The organism is Bradyrhizobium sp. USDA 336, from assembly GCF_044908355.1.
GTDB classification, from domain to species: Bacteria; Pseudomonadota; Alphaproteobacteria; order Rhizobiales; family Xanthobacteraceae; genus Bradyrhizobium; species Bradyrhizobium yuanmingense.
This window is the reverse complement of sequence record NZ_JBIYDC010000002.1, coordinates 2,253,764-2,275,454: the sequence shown is the minus strand read 5'-3', so window position 1 is coordinate 2,275,454 and position 21,691 is coordinate 2,253,764. Positions and strand designations below refer to the sequence as shown.

Below are 21,691 nucleotides of genomic sequence, written 5' to 3'. Positions count from 1 at the left end.
TGCGCAGCATCGAACCCGGAATCCATTTTGCGGCAGAGCTTGCTGTCAAATGGATTCCGGGCTCGCGCTTCGCGCGCCCCGGAATGACGGCAATCGGAGTTACCATGAACGAAGTCTGGAAGAAGCCGCCTGTTACGCTCGAGGCCTATCAGGCCATGGTCGGCAAGGAGATCGGCGTGTCGTCATGGCACCTGATCGACCAGCCCCGCATCGACGCCTATGCCGATGTGATCGAGGATCACCAGTTCATCCACGTCGATCCGGACCGCGCGAAGAAGGAGACCGCCTTCGGCACCACCATCGCGCACGGTTTTCTCACGATGTCGCTGCTGTCGATCATGTCCTACGAGGTGATGCCCGTGATCGCGGGCACCACGATGGGCGTGAATTACGGCTTCGACAGGTTGCGCTTCATCTCGCCGGTGCGCTCGGGCAAGCGCGTGCGCGGCCGCTTTGTGCTGGCGGAAGCCAAGCTCCGCAAGCCGAACGAATTGCAGTCCCGCACCAACGTCACGGTGGAGATCGAGGGCGAGGACAAGCCGGCGCTCGTCGCCGACTGGCTTGGGTTGATCTATTTCGCGTAAGTCCCTGGCCCGTCGTTGCCGGGCTTGACCCGGCAACCCATCGCTGCTCAAAAGCCTGTCGATTTTGATGGATGGCCGGGTCAAGCCCGGCCATGACGGCTAACATCTGGGAAACGCACTCATGGCAATCAGGTTCGACGGACGCGTCGCCATCGTCACCGGCGCGGGCAATGGTCTCGGACGCGCGCATGCGCTGGGGCTGGCGAGCCGCGGCGCGAAGGTCGTGGTGAACGATTTCGGCGGCGCGCGTGACGGCACCGGCGGCTCGCTGTCGCCGGCCGAAGCGGTGGTCGAGGAGATCCGCAAAGCCGGCGGCACCGCGATGGCCGACGGCGCCGACGTCTCCAATTTCGAGCAGGTCACCGCGATGGTCGAGCGCGCCACCAAGGAATGGGGCAGCGTCGATCTCTTGTGCGCCAATGCCGGCATCCTGCGCGACAAGTCGTTCGGCAAGATGGAGGTGGCCGATTTCCAGAAGGTGCTCGACGTGCATCTCGTCGGCACCTTCTATTGCTGCAAGGCGGCCTGGGCCGGCATGCGCGACCGCAATTACGGCCGCATCGTGCTGACGACGTCGTCCTCCGGCCTCTACGGCAATTTCGGCCAGGCCAATTACGGCGCCGCGAAAACCGGCATGGTCGGCCTGATGAACGTGCTCGCCGAGGAGGGCCGCAAGAACGACATCCGCGTCAACATCATCTCGCCGACGGCGGCGACGCGCATGACCGAGGAGCTGCTGCCGCCGCAGGCGCTGCAACTGATGAAGCCGAACGCGATCACGCCCGCGGTCGAGTACATGCTGAGCGAGGATGCGCCGACCCGCACCATCATGGGCGCCGGTGCCGGCTCGTTTGCGGTGATCAAGATTTTGGAGAGCGAAGGTATCAACCTGCCGGAGAGCGAGTGGACGCCGGATGCGATCGCCGCGCATTTCGCCGAAATCAGCGACATGTCGAAGGCCAGGGCCCTGCAGGGCGCGTTCGAGCAGACGCAGAAATACGTCACGCAGGCAGCAGTGCGGGCGGGGATCAAGCTTTAAGCGCGGCATAATCTCAGTCTCAGTCGTCATGGCCGGGCTTGACCCGGCCATCCACGTCTTCGTACCCGCGAACATCGCTCTTGTGGATGCCCGGGACAGGCCCGGGCATGACGACCTTTGGTTTGGCACGCGGCTCGGCCTAAACTCACGCCATGACCATCACCGCCACCCATATCGCCGTGATCGGTGCCGGTCCCGCCGGGCTGATGGCGGCGGAGGTGCTGGCGCAAGGCGGCGCCCGGGTCACCGTCTACGATGCGATGCCGTCCGCCGCGCGCAAATTCCTGATGGCCGGCCGCGGCGGGCTCAATCTCACGCATAGCGAGCCGCTGCCGCAATTCATGGCACGCTATCGCGAGGCCGCACCGAAGCTGCAGGCGGCGGTCGAGGCATTCTCGCCGGATGCACTGCGCGCCTGGAGCGAGGCGCTGGGCGAGCCGACCTTCGTCGGTAGCAGCGGACGCGTGTTTCCCAAGGCGTTCAAGGCCTCGCCCTTGCTGCGCGCCTGGCTGCGGCGGCTCGATGCCGCCGGTGTCCGCTTTGCGTTTCGCCATCGCTGGATCGGCTGGGACGGCGAGGGCCGGCTGATCTTTCAGACGCCGGAAGGCGGCTCCGCCATCGACGCTAACGCCACGCTGCTCGCCCTGGGCGGCGCAAGCTGGCCGCGGCTTGGCTCGGACGGACGCTGGGTCGACATCCTCGCCGCCAAGGGCATTGCCGTCTCAACACTGCGGCCGGCCAATTCCGGCTTCACGGTCGCTTGGTCCAACGTGTTCCGCGACCGTTTCGAAGGTCAGCCGCTCAAGGGCGTGGCGCTGACGCTTCGTGCGCACACTGTGCGCGGAGAAGCCATGATCACCCGCAGCGGCATCGAAGGCGGTGCGATCTACGCGCTGTCGGCGGAACTGCGCGAGGCCGTGTTGAATCTCGGCCAGGTGGCGCTGATGATTGCATTGCGGCCCGATCTCGACACCGCTGCGCTGACCGCGCGGCTGTCAGGCGTGCGCGGTAAGCAATCGCTGGCGAACTTTTTGCGCAAGGCGGCTCAGCTGTCGCCGGTCGGTATCGGCCTCATGCAGGAGGCCGCCATCGCATCAGGCCGGCCGCTGGCCGCGTTCTCGCCGGCGGAGCTCGCAGATCTGGTCAACGCTGTTCCGGTTCAGCTCACCGGAGTAGCGGCGATCGACCGCGCGATCTCGACGGCAGGCGGAATTCTGTTCGACGAGCTCGACGAGCACTTCATGCTGCGCAAGCTGCCGGGCACGTTTGCGGCCGGCGAGATGCTGGATTGGGAGGCGCCGACGGGCGGGTATCTCCTGCAGGCCTCGTTCGCGACGGGAGCCGCTGCGGGCAGGGGCGTGCTGGCGTGGCTGAAACGCTAACCACCGTCATTGCGAGCGCAGCGAAGCAATCCAGTGTCTCTCCATGGAAAGATTCTGGATTGCTTCGTCGCAAGAGCTCCTCGCAATGACGGCCGTGGGGACGCGCGCCTACCGCAGCTTCCCGCGCGCCGCGACCGGCAGCGTGCCGATGATGTCCTCGCCGCGCACCATCACCACCTCGTCCATCATGTTGACGACGACGCAGACGTGGTTCGGCACGATGCGGACGACGTCGCCGACATTAGGCCGCGTGTTGCTGCGGGAGAGATCGAGAAAGCCGTGCTCCTCGGCGAATTTGGCGATCTTCGCCTCGGGATGCTCCAGGATCAGCCCGTGGCCGTCGAGTCCGCCGGTGTCCGTGGTCAGCGTCTTCGAGCCGGCGTCGAGAATGCCGCGCTCGGGCGCGGCGCGGCTCACCACCGTCGAATAGATGTGCAGTGCGCAATCATCCCAGGTCGCCGAACCTGCGGCGACCTGCATGCGATCGTTGTAGATGTAGGTGCCGAAGCGGTGCTCGGTGCCGCCCTTGAGCTTGCCGATGTTGACGAGGTTCGGCGTGCCACCCGTGGAGACGATCTTGGCGTCAAGCCCGTGAGCGCGGACGCCGGCCAGCGCCTCGTCGTAGAATTTCTGCGCATCGCCCCAGCCTGTTTCGGTCGGGTAGAGCATGAAGCCGGCAAACTCCAGTCCCTTGGATGCCGCGATCTCGCGTGCCAGGGCAATCGCCTCTGCCGGCGTTTCGACGCCGGCACGCTTTCGCCCGGTGTCGCATTCGACCACGACCGAGAGCGGGCGGCCTGACGCCGCAGCCGCCTTGGGCAGGCCGGCGACGACCGTCGAATTGTCGGCAGCCACCGTCATGTTGGCCTTCGCCTGCAATGCGCCGAGGCGGGCCATCTTCTCCTCGCCCAGCAGATTGTAGCTGATCAGGATGTCGTCGATGCCGGCATTGGCCATGATCTCGGCTTCACCCAGCTTCTGGCAGGTGATGCCCTTGGCGCCGGCGGCGACCTGCATCTTGGCGATGGTCGGGTTCTTGTGGGTCTTGATGTGCGGACGGTTGGCGATGCCGGCGTCATCGCAGGCCTTCTGGATCCGCGCGATGTTGCGCTCGACCCTGTCCATGTCGATGACGGCACAGGGCGTGCCGTATTCGCGGGCGATCTTGGCGGCAAGAGTTGTTGTCATGAGTTATGCCTGTTCAATCTCTTCACGGAGCATTTCGAGTTCGAGCCAGCGCTCTTCGGCGGCCGACAGCTCTTCGTGGGCCTTCGCGATGGCAGCCGAGGTGTCGTCGAATTTTTTGCGATCTTTCGCATAGAGACTTGGATCGTCGAGCACGCGCTGCAATCTTGCAATATCGGCGTGCAGCGCTTCCATCTTCTTCGGCAGCGTCTCCAGCGCGTGCTTCTCGTTGAAGCTGAGCTTCCGCTTGGGCGCCGACGAGGGAGCGGCAGTGCGCTCCTCTTTCTTCTCCACGGGAGCTTGCGCCTTCGGCGCCTCGCGCTTCAAGTCGGCGCCACGTTGGCTCAGCATGTCGCTGTAGCCACCGGCATATTCGATCCACTTGCCGTTACCCTCCGGCGCAATCACCGAGGTGACGACGCGGTCGAGGAAGTCGCGGTCGTGGCTGATGAGGATCACGGTGCCTTCGTAGTCGCCAAGCATCTCCTCGAGCACGTCGAGCGTTTCGAGATCGAGATCGTTGGTCGGCTCGTCCAGCACCAGGAGATTCGACGGCTTTGCCAGCGCGCGCGCCAGCATCAGCCGGCCGCGCTCCCCGCCCGAGAGTACCTCCAGCGGTGTGCCGCGCTGCTCCTGCGCGAACAGGAAGTCCTTCATGTAGCCGACGACGTGCTTCGGCTTGCCGCCGACCATGATTTGATCGCCGCGGCCGCCGGTGAGCGCTTCGGCGAGCGTCGATTTGGGATCGAGGCTTTCGCGGTGCTGGTCGAGCGTGGCCATCTCCAGGTTGGCGCCAAGTCGCACCATGCCTGAATCAGCCTGCATGCCGCCGGTGAGCAGATTGACCAGTGTGGTCTTGCCGGCGCCGTTCGGCCCGATGATACCGAGCCGGTCGCCGCGCTGGATGCGGGTCGAGAAATTCTCGACGATCTTGCGCGCGCCATAGGATTTCGTGATGCCCTTGGCCTCGATCACCAGCTTGCCGGACTGTTCGGCCTCGCTGGCGGCGAGGTTGGCGCTGCCGGCGGTGCCGCGATAATTGCGGCGCTGGGCGCGCAGCGCGTGCAGATTGGCGAGGCGCTTGACGTTGCGCTTGCGCCGGCCGGAGACGCCGTGGCGCAGCCAGTGCTCCTCGTCGACGATCTTGCGATCGAGCTTGTGCTGGTCGCGCTCCTCTTCCGCCAGCACCTCGTCGCGCCAGCTCTCGAACGAAGCAAAGCCGCGGTCGATCTGCTTGATCCTGCCGCGGTCGAGCCAGGCGGTGGACCGCGAGAGATTGGTCAGGAAGCGGCGGTCGTGGCTGATGATGACGAGCGCGCTGCGCCTGGAGTCGAGCTCCTGCTCCAGCCATTCGATGGTGGCGAGATCGAGATGGTTGGTCGGCTCGTCCAGCAGCAGAATGTCGGGCGAGGGCGCCAGCACGAAGGCCAGCGCGGCGCGGCGCGCCTCGCCGCCGGAGAGGTTGTGCGGGTCCTCCTCGCCGGTGAGACCTAGCTGCTCCAGGAGATAACGCGCCTGGTGCTGGTCGTCCCCCGGCGCGAGCCCGGACTCGACATAGGCGAGCGTGGTCTTGTGCGCGCCGAAATCCGGCTCCTGCGGCAGGTAGCGCACCGTTGCGCCGGGCTGCACGAAGCGCGTGCCGGCGTCAGGCTCGACCAGGCCGGCTGCGATCTTCAGCAGGGTCGACTTGCCGGAGCCGTTGCGGCCGATCAGGCAGACCCGTTCGGATGGCGCGACATTGAGCTCGACGCCTGACAGCAGCGGCGTGCCGCCGAAGGTCAGCCTGATGTCTTTGAGTTGGATCAGCGGCGGCGCCATGGCTAACCTTGGCTCGTTGCGGCCTGATCTGCGCGGCGGCGCTGGATCCGGCGCAGCGTCTGGTCGAGCGCCGAGAGGAACGCGGAGCGGTCTCGCGGCGAGAACGAGCGCGGGCCGCCGGTGACTTCGCCGGCCGATCGCAGATCCGTCATTAGGTTGCGCACCGCCAGCGTCATGCCGATCGACTCTTCGGTGAACGGCTTGCCGTTCGGGGCGATCACGTCGGCGCCCGCCTTGACGCAGCGGCTGGCCAGCGGAATGTCCGAGGTCACCACGACGTCGCCAGGCCTCGCGCGCTCGGCGATCCAGTTGTCGGCGGCGTCCATGGCGCTGCCCGCGGCAATGCGCTCGATGAGCGGGTCCTGCGGCACGCGGATGAAATTGCCAGCGACCACGCTCACGGGCACGCCGTGCCGGATCGCGACGCGATAGATTTCGTCCTTCACCGGACAGGCGTCGGCGTCGACATAGATGCGGGTCGGGGTCTCGGTCATTCCGCCGCGTGGTACCGCATTCGGGCCGCAAAGGCGAGGGGATTGACCCCAGTTCCTCAGGCCCTACGATCGCTCCTGAAACAACAATAACAGGGAAAGGCCAGTCATGCCGAACCGGCTCGAAACCTATCGCGTCGAGGCCTACAACACCGCCAAACAGTCCGAAAACAAGATGCACGACGACAATGTGGCGCGCCGCTTCGGCTTTTCCGGCGGGCTGGTCCCCGGCGTCGACGTCTTCGCCTACATGATGCACGTGCCGATCGCCCGATGGGGCCTCGATTTTCTGTCTCGCGGGCTGGTCGAGGCCCGCTTCATCAAGCCGGTCTATGACGGCGAGACCGCCGATGTCGATGCCACCGAGCACAACGGCCTGCTGACCATCGAGGTGTTCAGCCGCACCGAGCTGTGTGCCACGGGAACGGCGTCGCTGCCGGCGGCGGTGCCGGCGGTATCGTTGAGCGACTATGTCGAAGTCCCAGCCGTCGCCGAGCGCAAGCCTGTCAGTCCTGCGACATTCGAGATGGGCAAATGGCTGGGCACGACACCGCGCCGCTGGGCCGGGCAGGATGCGGTCGACTATCTCGCCGATGTCAGAGAGAAAGATCCGATCTTCGCGCGCGAGGGGCTAAGCCATCCCGGACTGATCCAGCGCGTTATGAACCGCGTGCTGGTGGACAACACCATCCTGGGTCCCTGGATCCACGTCGGCAGCCGCATGCAGTTGCTGTCCGCCGCGCGCGCCGGCGACGAGATCACCGCGCGGGCAAAAGTCACCGCGAACTACGAGAAGAAGGGCCACCGCTGCGTCGAGTTCGACGCGCTGGTCGTCGCTAACGGCACGACGCCGCTCGCGCATTGCCAGCACACCGCAATCTACCAGCCGCGCGAGCAGGCGGCGGCGTAGGCTGGAAGGCAAAGCCGCCGCTCCAAAGACGGTGTCATTCCCCGCGGAGGCGGGGAATCCAGTACGCCGCGGCGGATGTGGTGAAAGCGAGGTCTCCAACGCGCGCCTCTGGAATACTGGATCGCCCGCCTTCGCGGGCGATGACAGCATTGTTGTAGAGTTGGAAGGGCAGCCTTAAGCCGCTTTCGCCTTCGCCTCCTGGATCGCGCGCCACACCCGCTCGGGGGTCAGCGGCATGTCGATGTGCTTGATGCCGTAGTCCGACAGCGCGTCGAGCACCGCGTTCACCACCGTCGACAGGCTGCCGGCGCAGCCGGCTTCGCCGCAGCCCTTGCTGCCGAGCGGATTGGTGGTGGCCGGCACCGGGTGATCGCCGACCGTCATGTTGGGGACGTCCTCCGCGCGGGGCAGGGCGTAGTCCATCAGCGAGCCCGTGATCGGCTGGCCGCTCTCGTCGTAGCGGATGTGCTCCATCAGCGCCTGGCCGATGCCCTGGACCACGCCGCCATGGAGCTGGCCCGCGACCAGCATCGGGTTGATCACCGTGCCGAAATCGTTGACCGCGCTGTAGCGCACGATCTGCACTATGCCGGTGTCCGGGTCGATCTCGACCTCGGCGACGTGGCAGCCGTTCGGGAACGCCGAGGCGACTGGATCGCTGGTGTGGTCGACATCGAGGCTGTCAGGCACGCCCTCCGGCACTTTGCCGTCATGCAGACGCTTGGCAAGCTCCATGATGTCGATGCTGCGATCGGTGCCGGCGATCGTAAAGCTGCCGTCGGCAAACTCGATATCGGCTTCGGACGCCTCCAGCATATGTGCGGCGGCGCGCTTGCCTTTCTCGATGACGAGCTTTGCGGCACCCACGATGGCCTGGCCGGTCGCAGTGATCGAGCGCGATCCGCCGGTGCCGTTGCCGGTGTGGACGATGTCGCTGTCGCCCTGCACGAGCTTCACGTTCTCGAAGGGGACGCCGAGCTGCTCGCACAGCACCTGCGCGAACGGGGTGGCGTGGCCCTGGCCGTAATCGAGCGTGCCGGTGATGAGCTGCACGGTGCCGTCAGGATCGAACACGATCTTGCCGAGCTCGGGGCTCGGCGGCGCGGTGACTTCGAGATAGGAGCCGACCGCAATGCCGCGCAGCTTGCCGGCCTTCTTGCTCTCCTTCTTGCGCTTGGCGAAGTTCTCGTGGTCGGAGATTTCGAGTGCCTTGTTGAACACGGCCTGGAAGTCGCCGCTGTCATAGGTGACGCCGGAGGAGGCCGCGAACGGGATCTGGTTCGGCTTGATGAAGTTGCGCTTGCGCAAGGTCAGGCGATTGATGCCCATCTCGTCGGCGGCGCGGTCGATCAGCCGCTCCATGTAATAGTTCGCCTCGGGCCGGCCGGCGCCGCGATAGGCCCCCATTAGCGTGGTGTTGGTCAGTACCACCTTGATGTCGACCGCCATCAGCGGCGTGCGATAGACGCTGGAGAAGTTCTTGCCGGTGTTGAGCGAAAGCGGGCCCGGCGCGACGCCGGTGATGTAGGCGCCGAGATTGCCGTAGCCGGATAGCTTGGCCGCGAGGAAGTGCCCCTCGGCATCGAGCGCGAGCTCGGCATGGATCTTCTGCGCGCGGCCGTGGCTGTCGGAGAGGAAGCTGGTCGAGCGCTCGTCCAGCCACTTCACCGGGCGTCCCAGTGCCTTCGCCGCATACAGAATGCACATGTACTCGGGATAGTTGATGTTCTTCATGCCGAAGGAGCCGCCGACATTGGCGGTGAGGATGCGCACCTTCTCGTTCGGCACCTTCAGGTTCTTGGCGAGGTTGGCGCGGTTGCCGGCAACGCCCTGCGTCGGCACCTGAAGCGTGTAGCGCTCAGTCTTTTTGTCGTAGGAGGCAAGCCCCACGCGCGGCTCCATCGAGACCACGGCAACGCGGGTGTTCTCGATGTCGAGCTTGGTCACATGAGCGGCGCTGGCGAAGGCTGCGTTCACCTTGTCCATGTCGCCATAGTGGTAGTCGAGCGCGACGTTACCAGGGATGTGGTCATAGAGCTGCGGCGCGCCGGGCTTGGCGGCTGCCTCGGGGTCGGTCACCGCCGGCAGCGGCTCGATGTCGAGCTCGACCGCCTCGGCCGCGTCGCGCGCCTGGGCCAGCGTCTCGGCCACCACGAAGGCGACGGGATCGCCGACGAAGCGGACCTTGTCGGTCGCCAGCGGCTGGCGATTGGTCTGGAGCAGGGGCGAGCCGTCGCGGCTCTTCAGCGGCAGGCCGCACGTGAAGGGGCCGTAGCCGGCGGCATCGAGGTCTTTGCCGGTCCACGCCCCCAGCACGCCCGGCATCGCCTTGGCGGCATCGAGGCCGATGCTGCGGATGATGCCATGGGCATGGGTCGAACGGACGACCACGGTATAGGCCTGGTTCGGGAGGTTGAAATCGTCGGTGTAGCGGCCCTTGCCGCGCACCAGCGTGTCGTCCTCCTTGCGGCGGACCGGTTGCCCGACGCCATACTTTTGCAGTGCAATAGCGGTTCTCGAGCGTCGACGATTTGGTGTGTTCTTGCATGGGAATTGACCTGAAAAGCCGGTATTTGCGCATTTTCGCGGCAGCGGAGCACCGGACTCCCTCAGATAACCCACCAGCCCCGTTCACGACAACGCACGATTGGACATGGTCCCATGTGATGCGTTGTTGCGCAGGCCTGCCGCGCTGCTAATGTTTCAGGCGAATAATCAATTCCAGACCGGCCCGACCGGCCGCGGAAAGACAGTTTGTATGAATGACCACACGCGGCTCCGCGACGGCCATGCGCCGCATAGCGAGCTGGAGGGGTCGATGGCGGCGGTGGCGTTGGCCACCAATCCGGCCGTCGGCGCGCAGGCGCCGGGAACCGGCGTCTATGCGGCGCTGGACCTCGGCACCAACAATTGCAGGCTGCTGATCGCCTGTCCGACTCAGGACGGCTTTCGCGTGGTCGATTCCTTCTCGCGCATCATCCGGCTCGGGGAGGGCGTCTCGGCGACGGGGTGCATCAGCGACGCCGCGATCGAGCGCGCCATCGCCGCGCTCAGCATCTGCCGCGACAAGATCAATCTGCGGAAGGCGCGTCGGCTGCGGCTGATCGCGACCGAAGCCTGCCGCGCGGCTTCGAACGCGGAAGGTTTCCGCAGCCGCGTTGCGGCCGAGACCGGCATCGAGCTCGAGGTGATCGACCGCGAGACCGAGGCCGCGCTCGCCGTGCTGGGCTGCTCGCCGCTGGTCGATCCCAGGGGGCGGGGCGCGATCCTGTTCGACATCGGCGGCGGCTCCACCGAGCTGGTGCGGATCGAGCGCGACCCCGAAAAACCGGAACCGCGCATCAAAGCCTGGATGTCGATTCCCTATGGCGTGGTCACGCTCGCCGAGCAGTTCGGCGGACGCGACGTCACGCCGGAGATCTATGCGGCGATGGAGCAGGAGGTCGCAAGCCACGTCGCGCCATTCGCCGAGGAGCACGGCCGCGATCTCGCCGACATGCACCTGCTCGGCACGTCGGGCACGGTGACGACGCTCGCCGGCATCCATCTTAACCTCGCGCGCTACGACCGCCGCCGCATCGACAGCATCTGGATGAACGATGCCGACATCACCGCGACCATCAACAAGCTGCTCGGCATGAGCTACGAGGAGCGTGCCGCCAACAGCTGCATCAGCGTCGAGCGTGCCGATCTCGTCCTGGCGGGCTGCGCCATCCTCGACGCTATCCGCCGCGCCTTTCCGCTGCCGCGCCTGCGCGTCGCCGACCGCGGCTTGCGCGAGGGCATGCTGGTCGAGATGATGCGCGAGGACGGTGCGCTCAGGAGCTGGTGAGTATGGCCAAGGACACCACCGGCCGCTTGCACGTCCAGGTCAAGACAGGCGGCAAGCGCAAATTGTCGTCGAAGCTGTGGCTGGAGCGGCAGCTCAACGATCCCTACGTCGCCAAAGCCAAGGCGGCGGGCTATCGCTCGCGCGCCGCGTTCAAGCTCTTAGAGATGGACGATAAGTTCCGGCTCTTGAAGCCCGGCATGGCCGTGGTCGATCTCGGCGCGGCGCCCGGCGGCTGGAGCCAGATCGCAGCAAAGCGCGTCGGCTCCACGGAAGGCAAGGGCAAGGTCGTCGCCATCGATCTGTTGGAGATGCCGGAGATTCCCGGCGTCGATTTCGCGCAGCTCGACTTCATGGACAACGATGCCCCCGAAAAGCTCACCGCGATGCTGGGCGGCAAGGCCGACGTCGTGATGTCCGATATGGCCGCCAACACCACCGGCCACCGCAAGACCGACCAGCTCCGCATCGTCGGCCTGGTCGAGACGGCGGCGGCCTTTGCCTGCGACGTGCTCAAGCCCGGCGGCACGTTCCTGGCGAAAACGTTCCAGAGCGGCGCCGATGCCGAGCTGCTCGCCCAGCTCAAGCGCGACTTCGCCACCGTGCGTCACGTCAAGCCGGCCGCCAGCCGGCAGGATTCCTCGGAACGCTACGTGCTGGCGACGGGATTTCGCGGCGGGGGAGCGGCGTAGCCTCGCACTCCGTCATTCCGGGGCGCCTCGAAGAGGCGAGCCCGGAATCCATGTCTCGACGCGTTCCGCGGTGCGATGGATTCCGGGTTCGACGCTGCGCATCGCCCCGGAATGACCGAGGAGGTATTCACCCCAGTCGCTGATCCCGCACGTCCTGCGTATCCTCGGATGCCGCCTTGACCGCGGCCTTCTCCGCACCCTTGCCGGCGCCCTTGCGGCTCGCGATCTCCACCGCCTTGCGTCCCGAAATTTCGTGGCCGGCGTCCGCGGGCATCTGCCAGAAGAACCAGCTCGAGGCCGCCGAGGTCAGCGCGACCACGACGAAGGCCGGCGCGAACACCGTGGCGTTGAGCTCGGTGACATGGCTGAACCACATCGTGGTCTCGACACAGGCCGCGCCGACGGCGACGCCGGCCGAGATCGCGAGCTGCTGGTTGACGCTGACGAGGGTGGTGGCGCGGCTCATTTGCGCGGTCTCGACGTCGGCATAGGCGACCGTGTTGATCGCGGTGAACTCAAGCGAGCGAAAGAAGCCGCCGACCACCAGGATCACCATGATGATGAGCAGCGGCGTCGTCACCGTGAACAGCGCGCAGACGCCGAGGAAGAACGCGCTGATGATCGCGTTCACCGTCATCAAATTGCGGAAGCCGAACGTGCGGATGATCCGCGCAGCCAGCGTCTTCATGCCCATGGCCCCGAGCGAGGAGGCGAAGGTGACGAGGCCGGAATGGAACGGCGACAGGCCGAAGCCGATCTGCATCAAGAGCGGCAGCAGGAACGGTAGTGCGCCGATGCCGAGCCGGAACAGGAAGCCGCCGAACACGGCGGCGCGCAGCGTCGGCAGCTTCAGGAGCGAGAAGTCCAGCACCGGCGATCCGGTCCGCCGCGCATGGATGACGTAGAGCGTCATCGAGATCGCACCGCCCACGATCAACGCGGCGACGGTGCTCCATGGCAGAAGGTTGAGGCCGGCAACGGAAAGGCCGAAGGCGATGCCTGCGAGCCCCAGCCCAGAGAGCACCATGCCGTAGAGATCGAACGGCTCCTGCGTCTCGCTCTTGATGGGATCGATGAAGCGCAGCGCCATGAAGATGCCGAGCAGCCCGATCGGGATGTTGATCAGGAAGATCCAGTGCCAGGATGCGTAAGTCGTGATGAACCCGCCGAGCGGCGGGCCGATCACCGGGCCGATCAAGGCGGGGACCGTCACCCAGGCCATGGCGTTGACCAGCGCGCTCTTGTCGACCGAGCGCAGCAGCACGAGGCGTCCGACCGGCGTCATCATGGCGCCGCCCATGCCTTGCAGGATGCGTGCGAACACGAAATCCGTGACCGAGGTCGAGAGCGCGCAGCCGACCGAGCCGACCATGAACACGCCGACCGCGATCGCGAACACCATCCGCGCGCCGAACCGGTCGGCGGTCCAGCCGCTCGCCGGAATGAACACCGCGAGCGACAGCAGATAGGAGGTGATCGCGAGCTTCAGCGTCAGCGGGCTGGTGCCGATGTCGGCCGCGATCGCCGGCAGCGAGGTGGCGATCACGGTCGAATCCATGTTCTCCATGAACAGAGCGGTGGCCACGATCAGCGGAATGACGCGTTGCTTGTCGACCATGAGGGTAATGAAATTGGAAGGAGGGGTGGAGTTGCGGCTTATCACCGCCGTCCGCCGCCGGCCATTGCGGATCCACGCATGGCACCTAAATCCCGCGTAACAACGGTGTGACCCACAGCCTCCGTCATGCCGGGGCGTCGCTTCTCGCTCCGCCGTCATTCCGGGGCGCGCCCCTTGGCGCGAGCCCGGAATCTATTAGGCCGCAGCGTTGCTGCCAGATGGATTCCGGGCTCGCGACTTCGTCGCGCCCCGGAATGACGGTCAGGGTTGGGCTGGCGCATGGGCTGTGCCCGCCGATTTCGGCCCAAAAAACCCCTGTGCATGGCTGGCCAGCGGCCCGAATTGCTTTGATTCGTCACGCGGCCGTGCTATCGACCCGCGTCAACCCCACCGATGGGCTCCGATTCTCAAGGCGTTGCCGCAAGGGACGCCGAGGGCGGCGCTCATCCATTAGCATTTGCGGCAGGGCCGCAGGAAGGAGTTGGCAGATGGCCACGGTGCAACTTCAGGGCATCCGCGAAGCCTTTACGTTCGACGACGTGCTGTTGAAGCCTGGCCTGTCCGACGTCATGCCGGGCGAGGTCGACATCCGCTCCCGCGTCACCCGCGCCATCCCGCTCAACATCCCGATCATGGCCTCGGCCATGGACACCGTCACCGAGGCCCGCATGGCGATCGCCATGGCGCAGGCCGGCGGCCTCGGCGTCATCCACCGCAATTTCGATCCCGAAGGGCAGGCCGCCCAGGTGCGGCAGGTCAAGCGCTACGAGTCAGGCATGGTGGTGAACCCGCTCACCATCAGCCCCGACGCCACGCTCGACGACGCGCTCAAGCTGATGAGCGACCACGGCATCTCCGGCATTCCGGTCGTCACCGGCGCCGGCAAGAACACGCCCGGCAAGCTGGTCGGCATCCTCACCAACCGCGACGTGCGCTTTGCCACCGACCGCCGGCAAAAAGTCTCCGAGCTGATGACGCATGAGGGGCTCGTCACGGTCCGTGAGAATGTCAATCAGGACGAGGCGCGGCGGATGCTGCACCAGCACCGCATCGAGAAGCTGCTGGTCGTCGACGATCAATATCGCTGCGTCGGGCTCATCACCGTGAAGGACATGGAGAAGGCGGTCGCCCATCCGCTCGCCTGCAAGGACGGGCAGGGGCGTCTTCGCGTCGCTGCCGCCACCACGGTCGGCGATACCGGCTTCGAGCGCACCGAGCGGCTGATCGATGCCGGCGTCGACCTCGTCGTCGTCGACACCGCGCACGGCCATTCCCGTCACGTGCTGCAGGCGGTGAACCGCATCAAGCGCCTGTCCAATTCGGTGCAGGTCGTCGCCGGCAACGTCGCCACCACGGAAGGCGCGCAGGCGCTGATCGACGCAGGCGCGGATTGTATCAAGGTCGGCATCGGCCCGGGCTCGATCTGCACCACGCGCATCGTCGCCGGCGTCGGTGTGCCCCAGCTCACCGCGATCATGGATGCGGTCGAAGCGGCGAAGAAGGCCGATGTCCCCGTCATCGCTGACGGTGGCATCAAATATTCCGGCGACCTTGCGAAAGCGCTCGCGGCCGGCGCCGACATTGCCATGGTCGGTTCGCTGCTCGCCGGCACCGACGAGACGCCCGGCGAAGTGTTTTTGTGGCAGGGCCGTTCCTACAAGGCCTATCGCGGCATGGGCTCGGTCGGCGCGATGGCGCGTGGATCGGCCGACCGCTACTTCCAGCAGGACATCAAGGACACGCTCAAGCTCGTGCCCGAAGGCATCGAGGGCCAGGTGCCATACAAGGGCCCGGTCGGCAACGTCATGCACCAGCTCGCCGGCGGCTTGCGCGCCGCGATGGGCTATGTCGGTGCACGTGACATGAAGGAGCTGCACGACAAGGCCCAGTTCGTCCGCATCACCGGCGCAGGCCTGCGCGAAAGCCACGTCCACGACGTCACCATCACGCGCGAGAGCCCGAACTATCCGGGCGGGGGTTAGGCGCTTCTCGGTGTCATCGCCCGCGAAGGCGGGCGATCCAGTACGCCGCGGCTTCTCGGTTCAACAACGATTGTCTAGGAGTACTGGATGCCCCGCCTTCGCGGGGCATGACAGCGCCTATGTGGCGTGCGCGCATCGGGCCTGCGCGAAGCAATCCAGTCCTTTTGTGTTGACGCGAGTTGATTGCTTCGCTTCGCTCGCAATGACAGAAAAGTGGAGGAAGCCATGGCCCAAGGTCAACATAGCGCCAAACGCATCGTTCTCGCCGCGCGTCCCGTCGGCGAACCCAAGCCGTCTGATTTCCGTTTGGAGGAATTCCCCGTTCCGACGCCAGGGCAGGGCGAAGTCCTGCTGCGCACGATCTGGCTGTCGCTCGATCCCTATATGCGCGGGCGCATGAGCGAGGGGCCGTCCTACGCAGCTCCGGTGCCGGTCGGCGGCGTGATGGAGGGCGAGGCGGTCAGCGAGGTCGCGGCGTCCAACAATCCCGATTTCGCGGTCGGCGACATCGTGCGCATCCGCTCGGGCTGGCAGACCCATGCGACCTCGAACGGCAAGGGCCTGATCAAGGTCGATCCCAAGCTCGGGCCGATCTCGACCTCGATAGGTGTGCTCGGCATGCCCGGCATGACCGCCTATACGGGCCTGCTCGACATCGGCAAGCCGCAACCGGGCGAGACCGTCGTCGTTGCCGGTGCGTCCGGCGCGGTCGGCTCGGCGGTGGGGCAGATCGCCAAGATCAAGGGCGCCCGTGCGGTCGGCATCGCCGGCGGCAAGGACAAGTGCGACTACGTGGTGAAGGAGCTCGGCTTCGATGCCTGCATCGATCACCGCGATCCCGATCTCGCCGCCAAGCTGAAGGACGCCTGCCCTGGGGGTATCGACGTCTATTTCGAAAATGTGGGCGGTGCCGTGTTCGAAGCGGTGTTTCCGCTGCTCAACCCGTTTGCGCGCGTGCCGGTGTGCGGCCTGATCGCCCATTACAACGACACCGAGGCCAAGCCCCCGAAATGGGCGGCCAGCCTGATGCGCGCGACGCTGACCAAGCGGCTGACCTTCCGCGGCTTCATCGTCTCCGACTTCGCCGCCCGTCATGGCGACTTCCTGCGCGACATGTCCGGCTGGGTTCGCGACGGCAAGGTCAAGTACAAGGAGTTCGTCACCGAGGGCCTGGAAAGCGCCCCCGGCGCCTTCATTGGCCTGCTGAAGGGGGCCAATTTCGGCAAGCAGCTGGTCCGGGTCGGGCCGGACAAGGCCTAGGCATGATCCGGAAAAGTGCGAAGCGGTTTTCCGGAAGGATCATGCCCAAACAACAACCTAAAGCGCGTGCGCATTCATCGCGCTTTAGGCGACAGGGAATGAGACTCACGTGGCGCCGCGGCGACACGCCGCGTGGGGATAGTTAAGAAAGAGTCACCAAATGGTCACACCTGCCCGCAAAAGCCGCAGGTGTGACCGCCTGTTCATTGACGGCCGGACGAAGGCATTGAATCATCGCGCATATTTTAGGTGCTGCGATGTTAGAGATTGGTATTTTCTGCGTCATCCTCCTGGCCGCCGGCTATTGGGCGACCATGTTCATCATGGGCCGTCGCGACGACGTCATCCATGGCAAGTTCGTTCACGCCGAGGACGAGGGCGAATTCGCCCCGGCCGCAATGCCTGCGCCTCCGCCATTCCCGAAGCGTCCCGTGAAAGCTGCGCAGCGCCCCGCTGCTCAGCCAGCCGGCACCGAGGCCAAGCCGGTGAACAGCGCCGCGCTGCAATCGCTGCTCGCCGCGATCCAGCAGGATCTCAAAAGCGTGGCTTGAGTCTTCCGCGAGGCCACAACACAAAAGCGGCTGAGGTTCAGCCGCACATGTGCGCCATGGCTGTGACAGCGCGCTACAGCATGATTCGGAAAAGTGGGTGGCGGTTTTCCGAAAAGATCATGCTCAAACAGTAACCTAAAGCGCGATGACGATTCATCTTATTCGCATCGCGCTTTAGGCGGCGTGCCGCATGCGTTCGATACTCTGAGTAATATGGTTTCCTGCATCGTCAGCGACCTTCAAAGACATGTCCGCCATCCGGCGGCTGGTATCGAGGGCGCTTCTGATCGAATCGCGCATCAGATCGGTCTGCACAGCCGCCAAATCCTGCGGAGTTCGGCAGCGCCAGAGTTCATTCATACGGTCCATGGTCCTCTCGATCTGCTGTCGAACGAAATCGAAGTACTCGCGTGAGACGCCGTTCATTCCTTTGACGACCGCGGTTGTAGAGTACATGATTGCTTCAGCGTTGCGGACCGATCGTTCTGTTGCCTGCTCCGTTTCATTGCCCGTCACACCGAACGTGCGACCAAGCTGATCAGCAGACCGGCCCAACATCACAGTGGCCATGTCGACGCCGAAGCGCCAACTGTTTTGCAACATCTCGGCATTCTGTTGCAGCAGGTGACTGCTGGCTTGGGCTACCTCCTCGCTGGCCTCAGCGGTAGCTAAGCCGATCCGTCTGGTTTGCTCAGCGGTCCTTTCGGCGGCGCGGCGCATTGTGTCCTCAGGGCTTTGCGTAGACTTTTCCTCCTGGCGTGGATTAGCCATCTGTTGCTCCTTGGTTATTGTTGGTGACGTCGGATCCTCTCCGTCACAGGTGCGATCCTAAGCGGCCAACGTGGGCATTTCTCGACCGTTCCGGGGCACGTGATTTTTAATCAATCCTCCGCGATCGCGCGCAGGAACGAGCGCCTCAACTTCCAATTACTCCATGGATTGGTTCACTTGCTTGGCACCGCGGGTCTATGTTCATACCCTCGATCATCAAGGGTCAGTAATGACCACCGCTGAAACCGTGTTGCTCATCGCTGCCTTGTTATTGGCGCTTCTCGTCGTCGGTAACATCGGCTTCTCCAAACTGGCCGAGTGGAGGAATCCACCAATCGGCAAGTTCCTCGAATGCGACGGCGTTGTGCTCCACTATGTCGATCGAGGGGATCCGGCCGCTCCTTGCGTCGTGCTGCTCCATGGCAACGGATCCATGATCCAGGACTTCACGATCAGCGGTCTGGTCGATCTTCTTGCCCGCACCAATCGCGTGGTGTGCTTCGATCGCCCAGGCTTTGGCTATAGTCAGCGGCCGCGGCTCCGAATATGGACCGCGGCAGCTCAAGCTGCTCTGTTGGCGAAGGCGCTCAATCAACTTGGAATCCGCAATCCCGTTGTGCTCGGCCATTCTTGGGGCGCCTTGGTCGCTATCGCTCTCGCCGTGCGAAAGGATTATCCGACCCAAGGTCTTGTGCTTGCGTCAGGGTACTATTTCCCGACCGGCCGATTGGACGTGTGGCTGATGTCAGGTCCAGCCATACCGGTCCTGGGCGACTTGGTCAGTTACACTGTCGCGCCGATCGTTTCGTGGGCCGTCCTGCCAGGAGCTCTCCGCAAGATCTTTGCGCCCCGTTCTGTCCCGCAGACGTTCAGGAATGAATTTCCAGCGTCTTTGGTGCTCAGGCCCACACAGTTGAGGGCGGCTGCGGAGGAAAGTGCACTCCTCATTCCAACTGCGACACAATTCCAAGCTTATTATCCAGCCATCGGCGAGCGAGTGCAGATATTCCACGGAACAGAGGACCAAGTGATCGAATTCAGACAAGCGCAGAATTTACATCAAGCACTGCCTCGGTCCGATCTTCACCTTGTTCCAAATGCCGGGCATATGGTCACGTACGCAGACCCCGCCGCCATCGTGGAGGTCGTCAACTCAATGACGAATTCCTGAGATCGGCAGCGACGGCCGTCACTGGGCCTTGCCGCGTGCAGGCGCAGCAACCGGCCGCAATTCCATTCTTGATATGCCTGCTGCGACGTTCACACCTGTCTGCGCCTGGACGGACACCGGCTGCAAGGCGATCGTACGATCCGAGCCGCCCACCAGGAGGTTGGCACCAACTCCGGCGCCGACAGTGCCGCCGGCGGTCGCGCCCGCATAAGTTCCGGCCAAGGCTGCTTGGCGAAGTGTCGTTGGCGCAAACACGGTCCAAACGAGCTGACCGCCGGACGTGGCTCCTATGTCGAGACCAAGCGTGCTGACGGTGCCTTCGTAAGCCTCGCGGGCCCTGCCTCGTGCCGATGCATAGATGCAGCTCAGCTGCCGTTGTCCCGCAACAATCATGCCGACTCCGGGCGATATGTTGCACGTGAGTGTGCCGACTCTCGAGCGCCCAGCCTCCTGCGCCGTTGCCGGAACCATCGTGAGGACGAGTGCCAAGGCCGCGCAAGCCGTTGCCAAATTGGTCAGTCTCGCTTCATTCAGCGTTGTCCTGGTCATGGGGCCTCCATCGACGTAGTCTGATCGTCCTTCAATGCGCGCGGAGCCAGCGATGTTCCTGTTGGTCGCAAGCCGAAGCTCCAGAACCACGAGACAGGCCTCGCTTACGGGTTCGGGATGTGGAGCACGCGTGTCCGGCTCTGCGCTAGGTGTTGAGTGGCAGGCGGACATCAAGCGCGCCTACTGCACGCAGCCGATTTTATCAGTGCCCGTCGCCCATCTGGATCAGCAGCTCCTCGATGTCGACATCGACTTGGCCGGCGGCCCTGACGTGGCGGACCTCGAGACTGTCGGGTTGGAAGCGGTATTCGACCAGGCCGACCTCCTTGATCGCGATCCGGTCCTGGCGCTGATCGTTGATGACGAAGCCCGCCGACGGCGCCCAGACGTGGCGGATGTTGCGGAAGGTGAAGTCGCGGCGCTGGTGCACGTGGCCGCTGGCAATGAGACGCAGGTCGACCTTGCCGAACATCTCGATCAGCCGCGCCCGCGCTGGCTGCGGCACGTAGCGGATCGACGTCTCCGGCGTCTCGGGATCGTCGGGCAGGTTGAGGAAGAGGGGCTTGTGCAGGAACAGCGCGACCGGCCTGCCGTTCACGCGCGAGATTTCCTGAGACAGCCAGTCGAACTGCTCGGCCTCGAAGGCGAGCCCTGAGTTCATCACCAGCGAATTGAGGCCGATGAAGCGCCAGCCCGCGGCGTCAAACGCCCAATGATCTTCGCCGATGATGTCGCAGAACTGCTGGCGGTGCGTCTCGCTGACCGGCGGCTTCGGCGCCGGCCCGATCGCGGTCGGATTGTCCCCGATATCGTGATTGCCGGGGAGATAGCGGCAGGTGACGGGCAGCGCGTCGTGCAGACCTTTGGCAAACTCGACGTCGTCGCGGTTGGTCGGCCCGTCGAACGAGACGTCGCCGGTGTTGACGACGAGATCGGGCCTACCGGCGTCGATGTGCTCGCTGATCGCCGCGAAGTTGGCGATCAGGCCGGGAAAGCGCCGGCCGAGATGGGTATCGGAAATCTGCGTGAGACGAAATTCGGACATGCGATCATCCTACCCGTCGCCGCGCGTCGGAACGATGACGGCGCGGGCATGGATCGCAGCGAACAAAGTTTAAAGCACGCGGTAGCGGATGGTGTAGCCGTCCTGCGGGGCGATGGTACCGGCGAGCGGGGCGGCAATGCGGTCGGCGAGGTGCCAGGGGCCGAACTGGCCGGAGCGATGCGGCTCGGCCGGCAGGCGGAGGCGGAACTCGAAGACGCCCTTGCCTGAGAGGTTCACGACGAGAACGCGATCGGCCGTGCGGTGGTTGAGCACCACTGCGCCGCGCAGCACGGCCCGGCCGTCCGAGAGGTCGCGCACGCCGTCCACCAGCGCCAATGTCTGGTTGCGGTCGGTGTGCAGCTCGATCTGGCTGTCACTCACCGCCGTCAGCATCTCCCGGGGCATGCGGATCTCGAACTCGACGGCGGGCTTGGAGGGGTTGAGACCGAGATAGGCGAGCGCCGCGTGACGCATGTCGTAGGCGGCAAAGGCGAACAGCGCGAGCGCGGCCAAGGTCGCCAGGCCATGCCGGGCGACGTCCCGCCAGGTCCGATAGCTCAGGCGGAAGTAGACCGTCATGGCCAACGCGACCGCGAGCGCTGCCGCAATCCCCGACAGCGCCGACATCAGGAGGCCGAGCTGGCCCGCGGCGGCTTCGCTGAACAAGCTGGACAAGGAATTCATGGCTGGCTCGCCTCGGGGCCCAAAGGGCCGAATCGCTTTAACAATCTGGGGTTGGTCGCGGAAGCGGGAACGCCGGTTCAAGTCATTCATTGTCAGCGCCAAAAGTCGCGGCTAATGACGGCGGCGGCAT

The 21,691-nt window shown here is 65.0% G+C and carries 18 protein-coding genes and 1 pseudogene; 10 read left to right on the top strand and 9 right to left on the bottom strand.

Annotated elements, in window-relative coordinates; genetic code table 11:
* The first annotated feature begins 104 nt into the window (after positions 1–104).
* The 3 genes from ABIA45_RS11745 (at position 105) to ABIA45_RS11735 (ending at position 3,005) form a co-directional block, all read left to right on the top strand.
* Complete coding sequence (locus ABIA45_RS11745) at positions 105–584, top strand: MaoC family dehydratase (RefSeq protein WP_271547138.1); 480 nt, start codon at positions 105–107, stop codon at positions 582–584.
* 121 nt (positions 585–705) lie between these two features.
* Positions 706–1,623 (top strand): SDR family NAD(P)-dependent oxidoreductase, encoded by a 918-nt coding sequence (locus ABIA45_RS11740; protein WP_404652101.1) that lies wholly within the window; start codon positions 706–708, stop codon positions 1,621–1,623.
* A gap of 152 nt (positions 1,624–1,775) precedes the next feature.
* Positions 1,776–3,005 carry an NAD(P)/FAD-dependent oxidoreductase gene (locus ABIA45_RS11735; protein ID WP_404652100.1) on the top strand — a complete coding sequence of 410 codons (1,230 nt, stop codon included), beginning with the start codon at positions 1,776–1,778 and terminating at the stop codon, positions 3,003–3,005.
* Between the two features lie 108 nt (positions 3,006–3,113).
* On the opposite strand, the gene ABIA45_RS11730 is transcribed toward ABIA45_RS11735, so the two are convergent.
* Genes ABIA45_RS11730 through ABIA45_RS11720 form a run of 3 tightly spaced genes read right to left on the bottom strand, consistent with a single transcriptional unit; the run spans position 3,114 to position 6,502 of the window.
* Positions 3,114–4,193 carry a D-TA family PLP-dependent enzyme gene (locus ABIA45_RS11730; protein ID WP_271547135.1) on the bottom strand — a complete coding sequence of 360 codons (1,080 nt, stop codon included), beginning with the start codon at positions 4,191–4,193 and terminating at the stop codon, positions 3,114–3,116.
* 3 nt (positions 4,194–4,196) lie between these two features.
* Positions 4,197–6,008, bottom strand: coding sequence for an ABC-F family ATP-binding cassette domain-containing protein (locus ABIA45_RS11725; protein WP_271547134.1), 1,812 nt, complete (start codon positions 6,006–6,008; stop codon positions 4,197–4,199).
* A gap of 2 nt (positions 6,009–6,010) precedes the next feature.
* Positions 6,011–6,502, bottom strand: coding sequence for a YaiI/YqxD family protein (locus tag ABIA45_RS11720; protein WP_404652097.1), 492 nt, complete (start codon positions 6,500–6,502; stop codon positions 6,011–6,013).
* 106 nt (positions 6,503–6,608) lie between these two features.
* Between ABIA45_RS11720 and ABIA45_RS11715 the strand changes: the two genes are divergently transcribed.
* The gene (locus tag ABIA45_RS11715) at positions 6,609–7,409 is read left to right on the top strand and encodes a hypothetical protein (RefSeq protein ID WP_404652095.1); all 801 of its coding nucleotides are present in this window, start codon (positions 6,609–6,611) and stop codon (positions 7,407–7,409) included.
* Positions 7,410–7,583: 174 nt separating this feature from the next.
* On the opposite strand, the pseudogene ABIA45_RS11710 reads toward ABIA45_RS11715, so the two are convergent.
* A pseudogene (locus tag ABIA45_RS11710) lies at positions 7,584–9,957 on the bottom strand (xanthine dehydrogenase family protein molybdopterin-binding subunit).
* 210 nt (positions 9,958–10,167) lie between these two features.
* On the opposite strand from ABIA45_RS11710, the gene ABIA45_RS11705 reads away from it, so the two are divergent.
* Together ABIA45_RS11705 and ABIA45_RS11700 are read left to right on the top strand one after the other, a co-directional pair.
* Positions 10,168–11,241 (top strand): Ppx/GppA phosphatase family protein, encoded by a 1,074-nt coding sequence (locus ABIA45_RS11705; protein ID WP_109144056.1) that lies wholly within the window; start codon positions 10,168–10,170, stop codon positions 11,239–11,241.
* A gap of 2 nt (positions 11,242–11,243) precedes the next feature.
* A complete protein-coding gene (locus ABIA45_RS11700; RefSeq protein ID WP_404652092.1) occupies positions 11,244–11,930 on the top strand; it encodes an RlmE family RNA methyltransferase in 687 nt (228 codons plus the stop codon).
* Between the two features lie 127 nt (positions 11,931–12,057).
* Here the strand turns inward: ABIA45_RS11700 and ABIA45_RS11695 are convergent, their stop codons facing one another.
* Complete coding sequence (locus ABIA45_RS11695; protein WP_275509535.1) at positions 12,058–13,548, bottom strand: MFS transporter; 1,491 nt, start codon at positions 13,546–13,548, stop codon at positions 12,058–12,060.
* Between the two features lie 488 nt (positions 13,549–14,036).
* Between ABIA45_RS11695 and guaB the strand changes: the two genes are divergently transcribed.
* The 3 genes from guaB to ABIA45_RS11680 all read left to right on the top strand — a co-directional run bounded on the left by guaB (position 14,037) and on the right by ABIA45_RS11680 (position 17,341).
* Complete coding sequence (gene guaB / locus ABIA45_RS11690; protein ID WP_157287764.1) at positions 14,037–15,530, top strand: IMP dehydrogenase; 1,494 nt, start codon at positions 14,037–14,039, stop codon at positions 15,528–15,530.
* A 225-nt stretch (positions 15,531–15,755) separates the two neighbouring features.
* Positions 15,756–16,790 (top strand): NADP-dependent oxidoreductase, encoded by a 1,035-nt coding sequence (locus tag ABIA45_RS11685; protein WP_404652091.1) that lies wholly within the window; start codon positions 15,756–15,758, stop codon positions 16,788–16,790.
* Positions 16,791–17,047: 257 nt separating this feature from the next.
* Complete coding sequence (locus tag ABIA45_RS11680) at positions 17,048–17,341, top strand: hypothetical protein (RefSeq protein ID WP_128262189.1); 294 nt, start codon at positions 17,048–17,050, stop codon at positions 17,339–17,341.
* 174 nt (positions 17,342–17,515) lie between these two features.
* Here ABIA45_RS11680 and ABIA45_RS11675 read toward each other — a convergent pair whose 3' ends face one another.
* Positions 17,516–18,112, bottom strand: coding sequence for a phasin family protein (locus ABIA45_RS11675; RefSeq protein ID WP_036001015.1), 597 nt, complete (start codon positions 18,110–18,112; stop codon positions 17,516–17,518).
* A 229-nt stretch (positions 18,113–18,341) separates the two neighbouring features.
* On the opposite strand from ABIA45_RS11675, the gene ABIA45_RS11670 reads away from it, so the two are divergent.
* Complete coding sequence (locus tag ABIA45_RS11670) at positions 18,342–19,283, top strand: alpha/beta fold hydrolase (RefSeq protein WP_404652090.1); 942 nt, start codon at positions 18,342–18,344, stop codon at positions 19,281–19,283.
* A gap of 18 nt (positions 19,284–19,301) precedes the next feature.
* Here the strand turns inward: ABIA45_RS11670 and ABIA45_RS11665 are convergent, their stop codons facing one another.
* From ABIA45_RS11665 to ABIA45_RS11655, 3 genes are all read right to left on the bottom strand, one after another.
* Entirely contained in the window at positions 19,302–19,832 is a 531-nt protein-coding gene (locus tag ABIA45_RS11665) for a DUF992 domain-containing protein (RefSeq protein WP_275509538.1), read from the bottom strand.
* A 202-nt stretch (positions 19,833–20,034) separates the two neighbouring features.
* Complete coding sequence (locus ABIA45_RS11660; RefSeq protein ID WP_157287768.1) at positions 20,035–20,877, bottom strand: metallophosphoesterase; 843 nt, start codon at positions 20,875–20,877, stop codon at positions 20,035–20,037.
* Positions 20,878–20,946: 69 nt separating this feature from the next.
* Positions 20,947–21,561, bottom strand: coding sequence for an acriflavin resistance protein (locus tag ABIA45_RS11655; protein WP_404541673.1), 615 nt, complete (start codon positions 21,559–21,561; stop codon positions 20,947–20,949).
* Between the last annotated feature and the right edge of the window lie 130 nt (positions 21,562–21,691).

Bases quoted from the DNA above. Each gene is read 5' to 3' on its own strand.
- ABIA45_RS11695 (WP_275509535.1), bottom strand. From the start codon at position 13,548: ATGGTCGACAAGCAACGCGTCATTCCGCTGATCGTGGCCACCGCTCTG.
- ABIA45_RS11675 (WP_036001015.1), bottom strand. From the start codon at position 18,112: ATGGCTAATCCACGCCAGGAGGAAAAGTCTACGCAAAGCCCTGAGGAC.
- ABIA45_RS11715 (WP_404652095.1), top strand. From the start codon at position 6,609: ATGCCGAACCGGCTCGAAACCTATCGCGTCGAGGCCTACAACACCGCC.
- ABIA45_RS11740 (WP_404652101.1), top strand. From the start codon at position 706: ATGGCAATCAGGTTCGACGGACGCGTCGCCATCGTCACCGGCGCGGGC.
- ABIA45_RS11725 (WP_271547134.1), bottom strand. From the start codon at position 6,008: ATGGCGCCGCCGCTGATCCAACTCAAAGACATCAGGCTGACCTTCGGC.
- ABIA45_RS11680 (WP_128262189.1), top strand. From the start codon at position 17,048: ATGTTAGAGATTGGTATTTTCTGCGTCATCCTCCTGGCCGCCGGCTAT.
- ABIA45_RS11700 (WP_404652092.1), top strand. From the start codon at position 11,244: ATGGCCAAGGACACCACCGGCCGCTTGCACGTCCAGGTCAAGACAGGC.
- ABIA45_RS11720 (WP_404652097.1), bottom strand. From the start codon at position 6,502: ATGACCGAGACCCCGACCCGCATCTATGTCGACGCCGACGCCTGTCCG.
- ABIA45_RS11745 (WP_271547138.1), top strand. From the start codon at position 105: ATGAACGAAGTCTGGAAGAAGCCGCCTGTTACGCTCGAGGCCTATCAG.
- ABIA45_RS11685 (WP_404652091.1), top strand. From the start codon at position 15,756: ATGGCCCAAGGTCAACATAGCGCCAAACGCATCGTTCTCGCCGCGCGT.
- ABIA45_RS11735 (WP_404652100.1), top strand. From the start codon at position 1,776: ATGACCATCACCGCCACCCATATCGCCGTGATCGGTGCCGGTCCCGCC.
- ABIA45_RS11660 (WP_157287768.1), bottom strand. From the start codon at position 20,877: ATGTCCGAATTTCGTCTCACGCAGATTTCCGATACCCATCTCGGCCGG.
- guaB (WP_157287764.1), top strand. From the start codon at position 14,037: ATGGCCACGGTGCAACTTCAGGGCATCCGCGAAGCCTTTACGTTCGAC.
- ABIA45_RS11705 (WP_109144056.1), top strand. From the start codon at position 10,168: ATGAATGACCACACGCGGCTCCGCGACGGCCATGCGCCGCATAGCGAG.
- ABIA45_RS11670 (WP_404652090.1), top strand. From the start codon at position 18,342: ATGACCACCGCTGAAACCGTGTTGCTCATCGCTGCCTTGTTATTGGCG.
- ABIA45_RS11665 (WP_275509538.1), bottom strand. From the start codon at position 19,832: ATGACCAGGACAACGCTGAATGAAGCGAGACTGACCAATTTGGCAACG.
- ABIA45_RS11730 (WP_271547135.1), bottom strand. From the start codon at position 4,193: ATGACAACAACTCTTGCCGCCAAGATCGCCCGCGAATACGGCACGCCC.
- ABIA45_RS11655 (WP_404541673.1), bottom strand. From the start codon at position 21,561: ATGAATTCCTTGTCCAGCTTGTTCAGCGAAGCCGCCGCGGGCCAGCTC.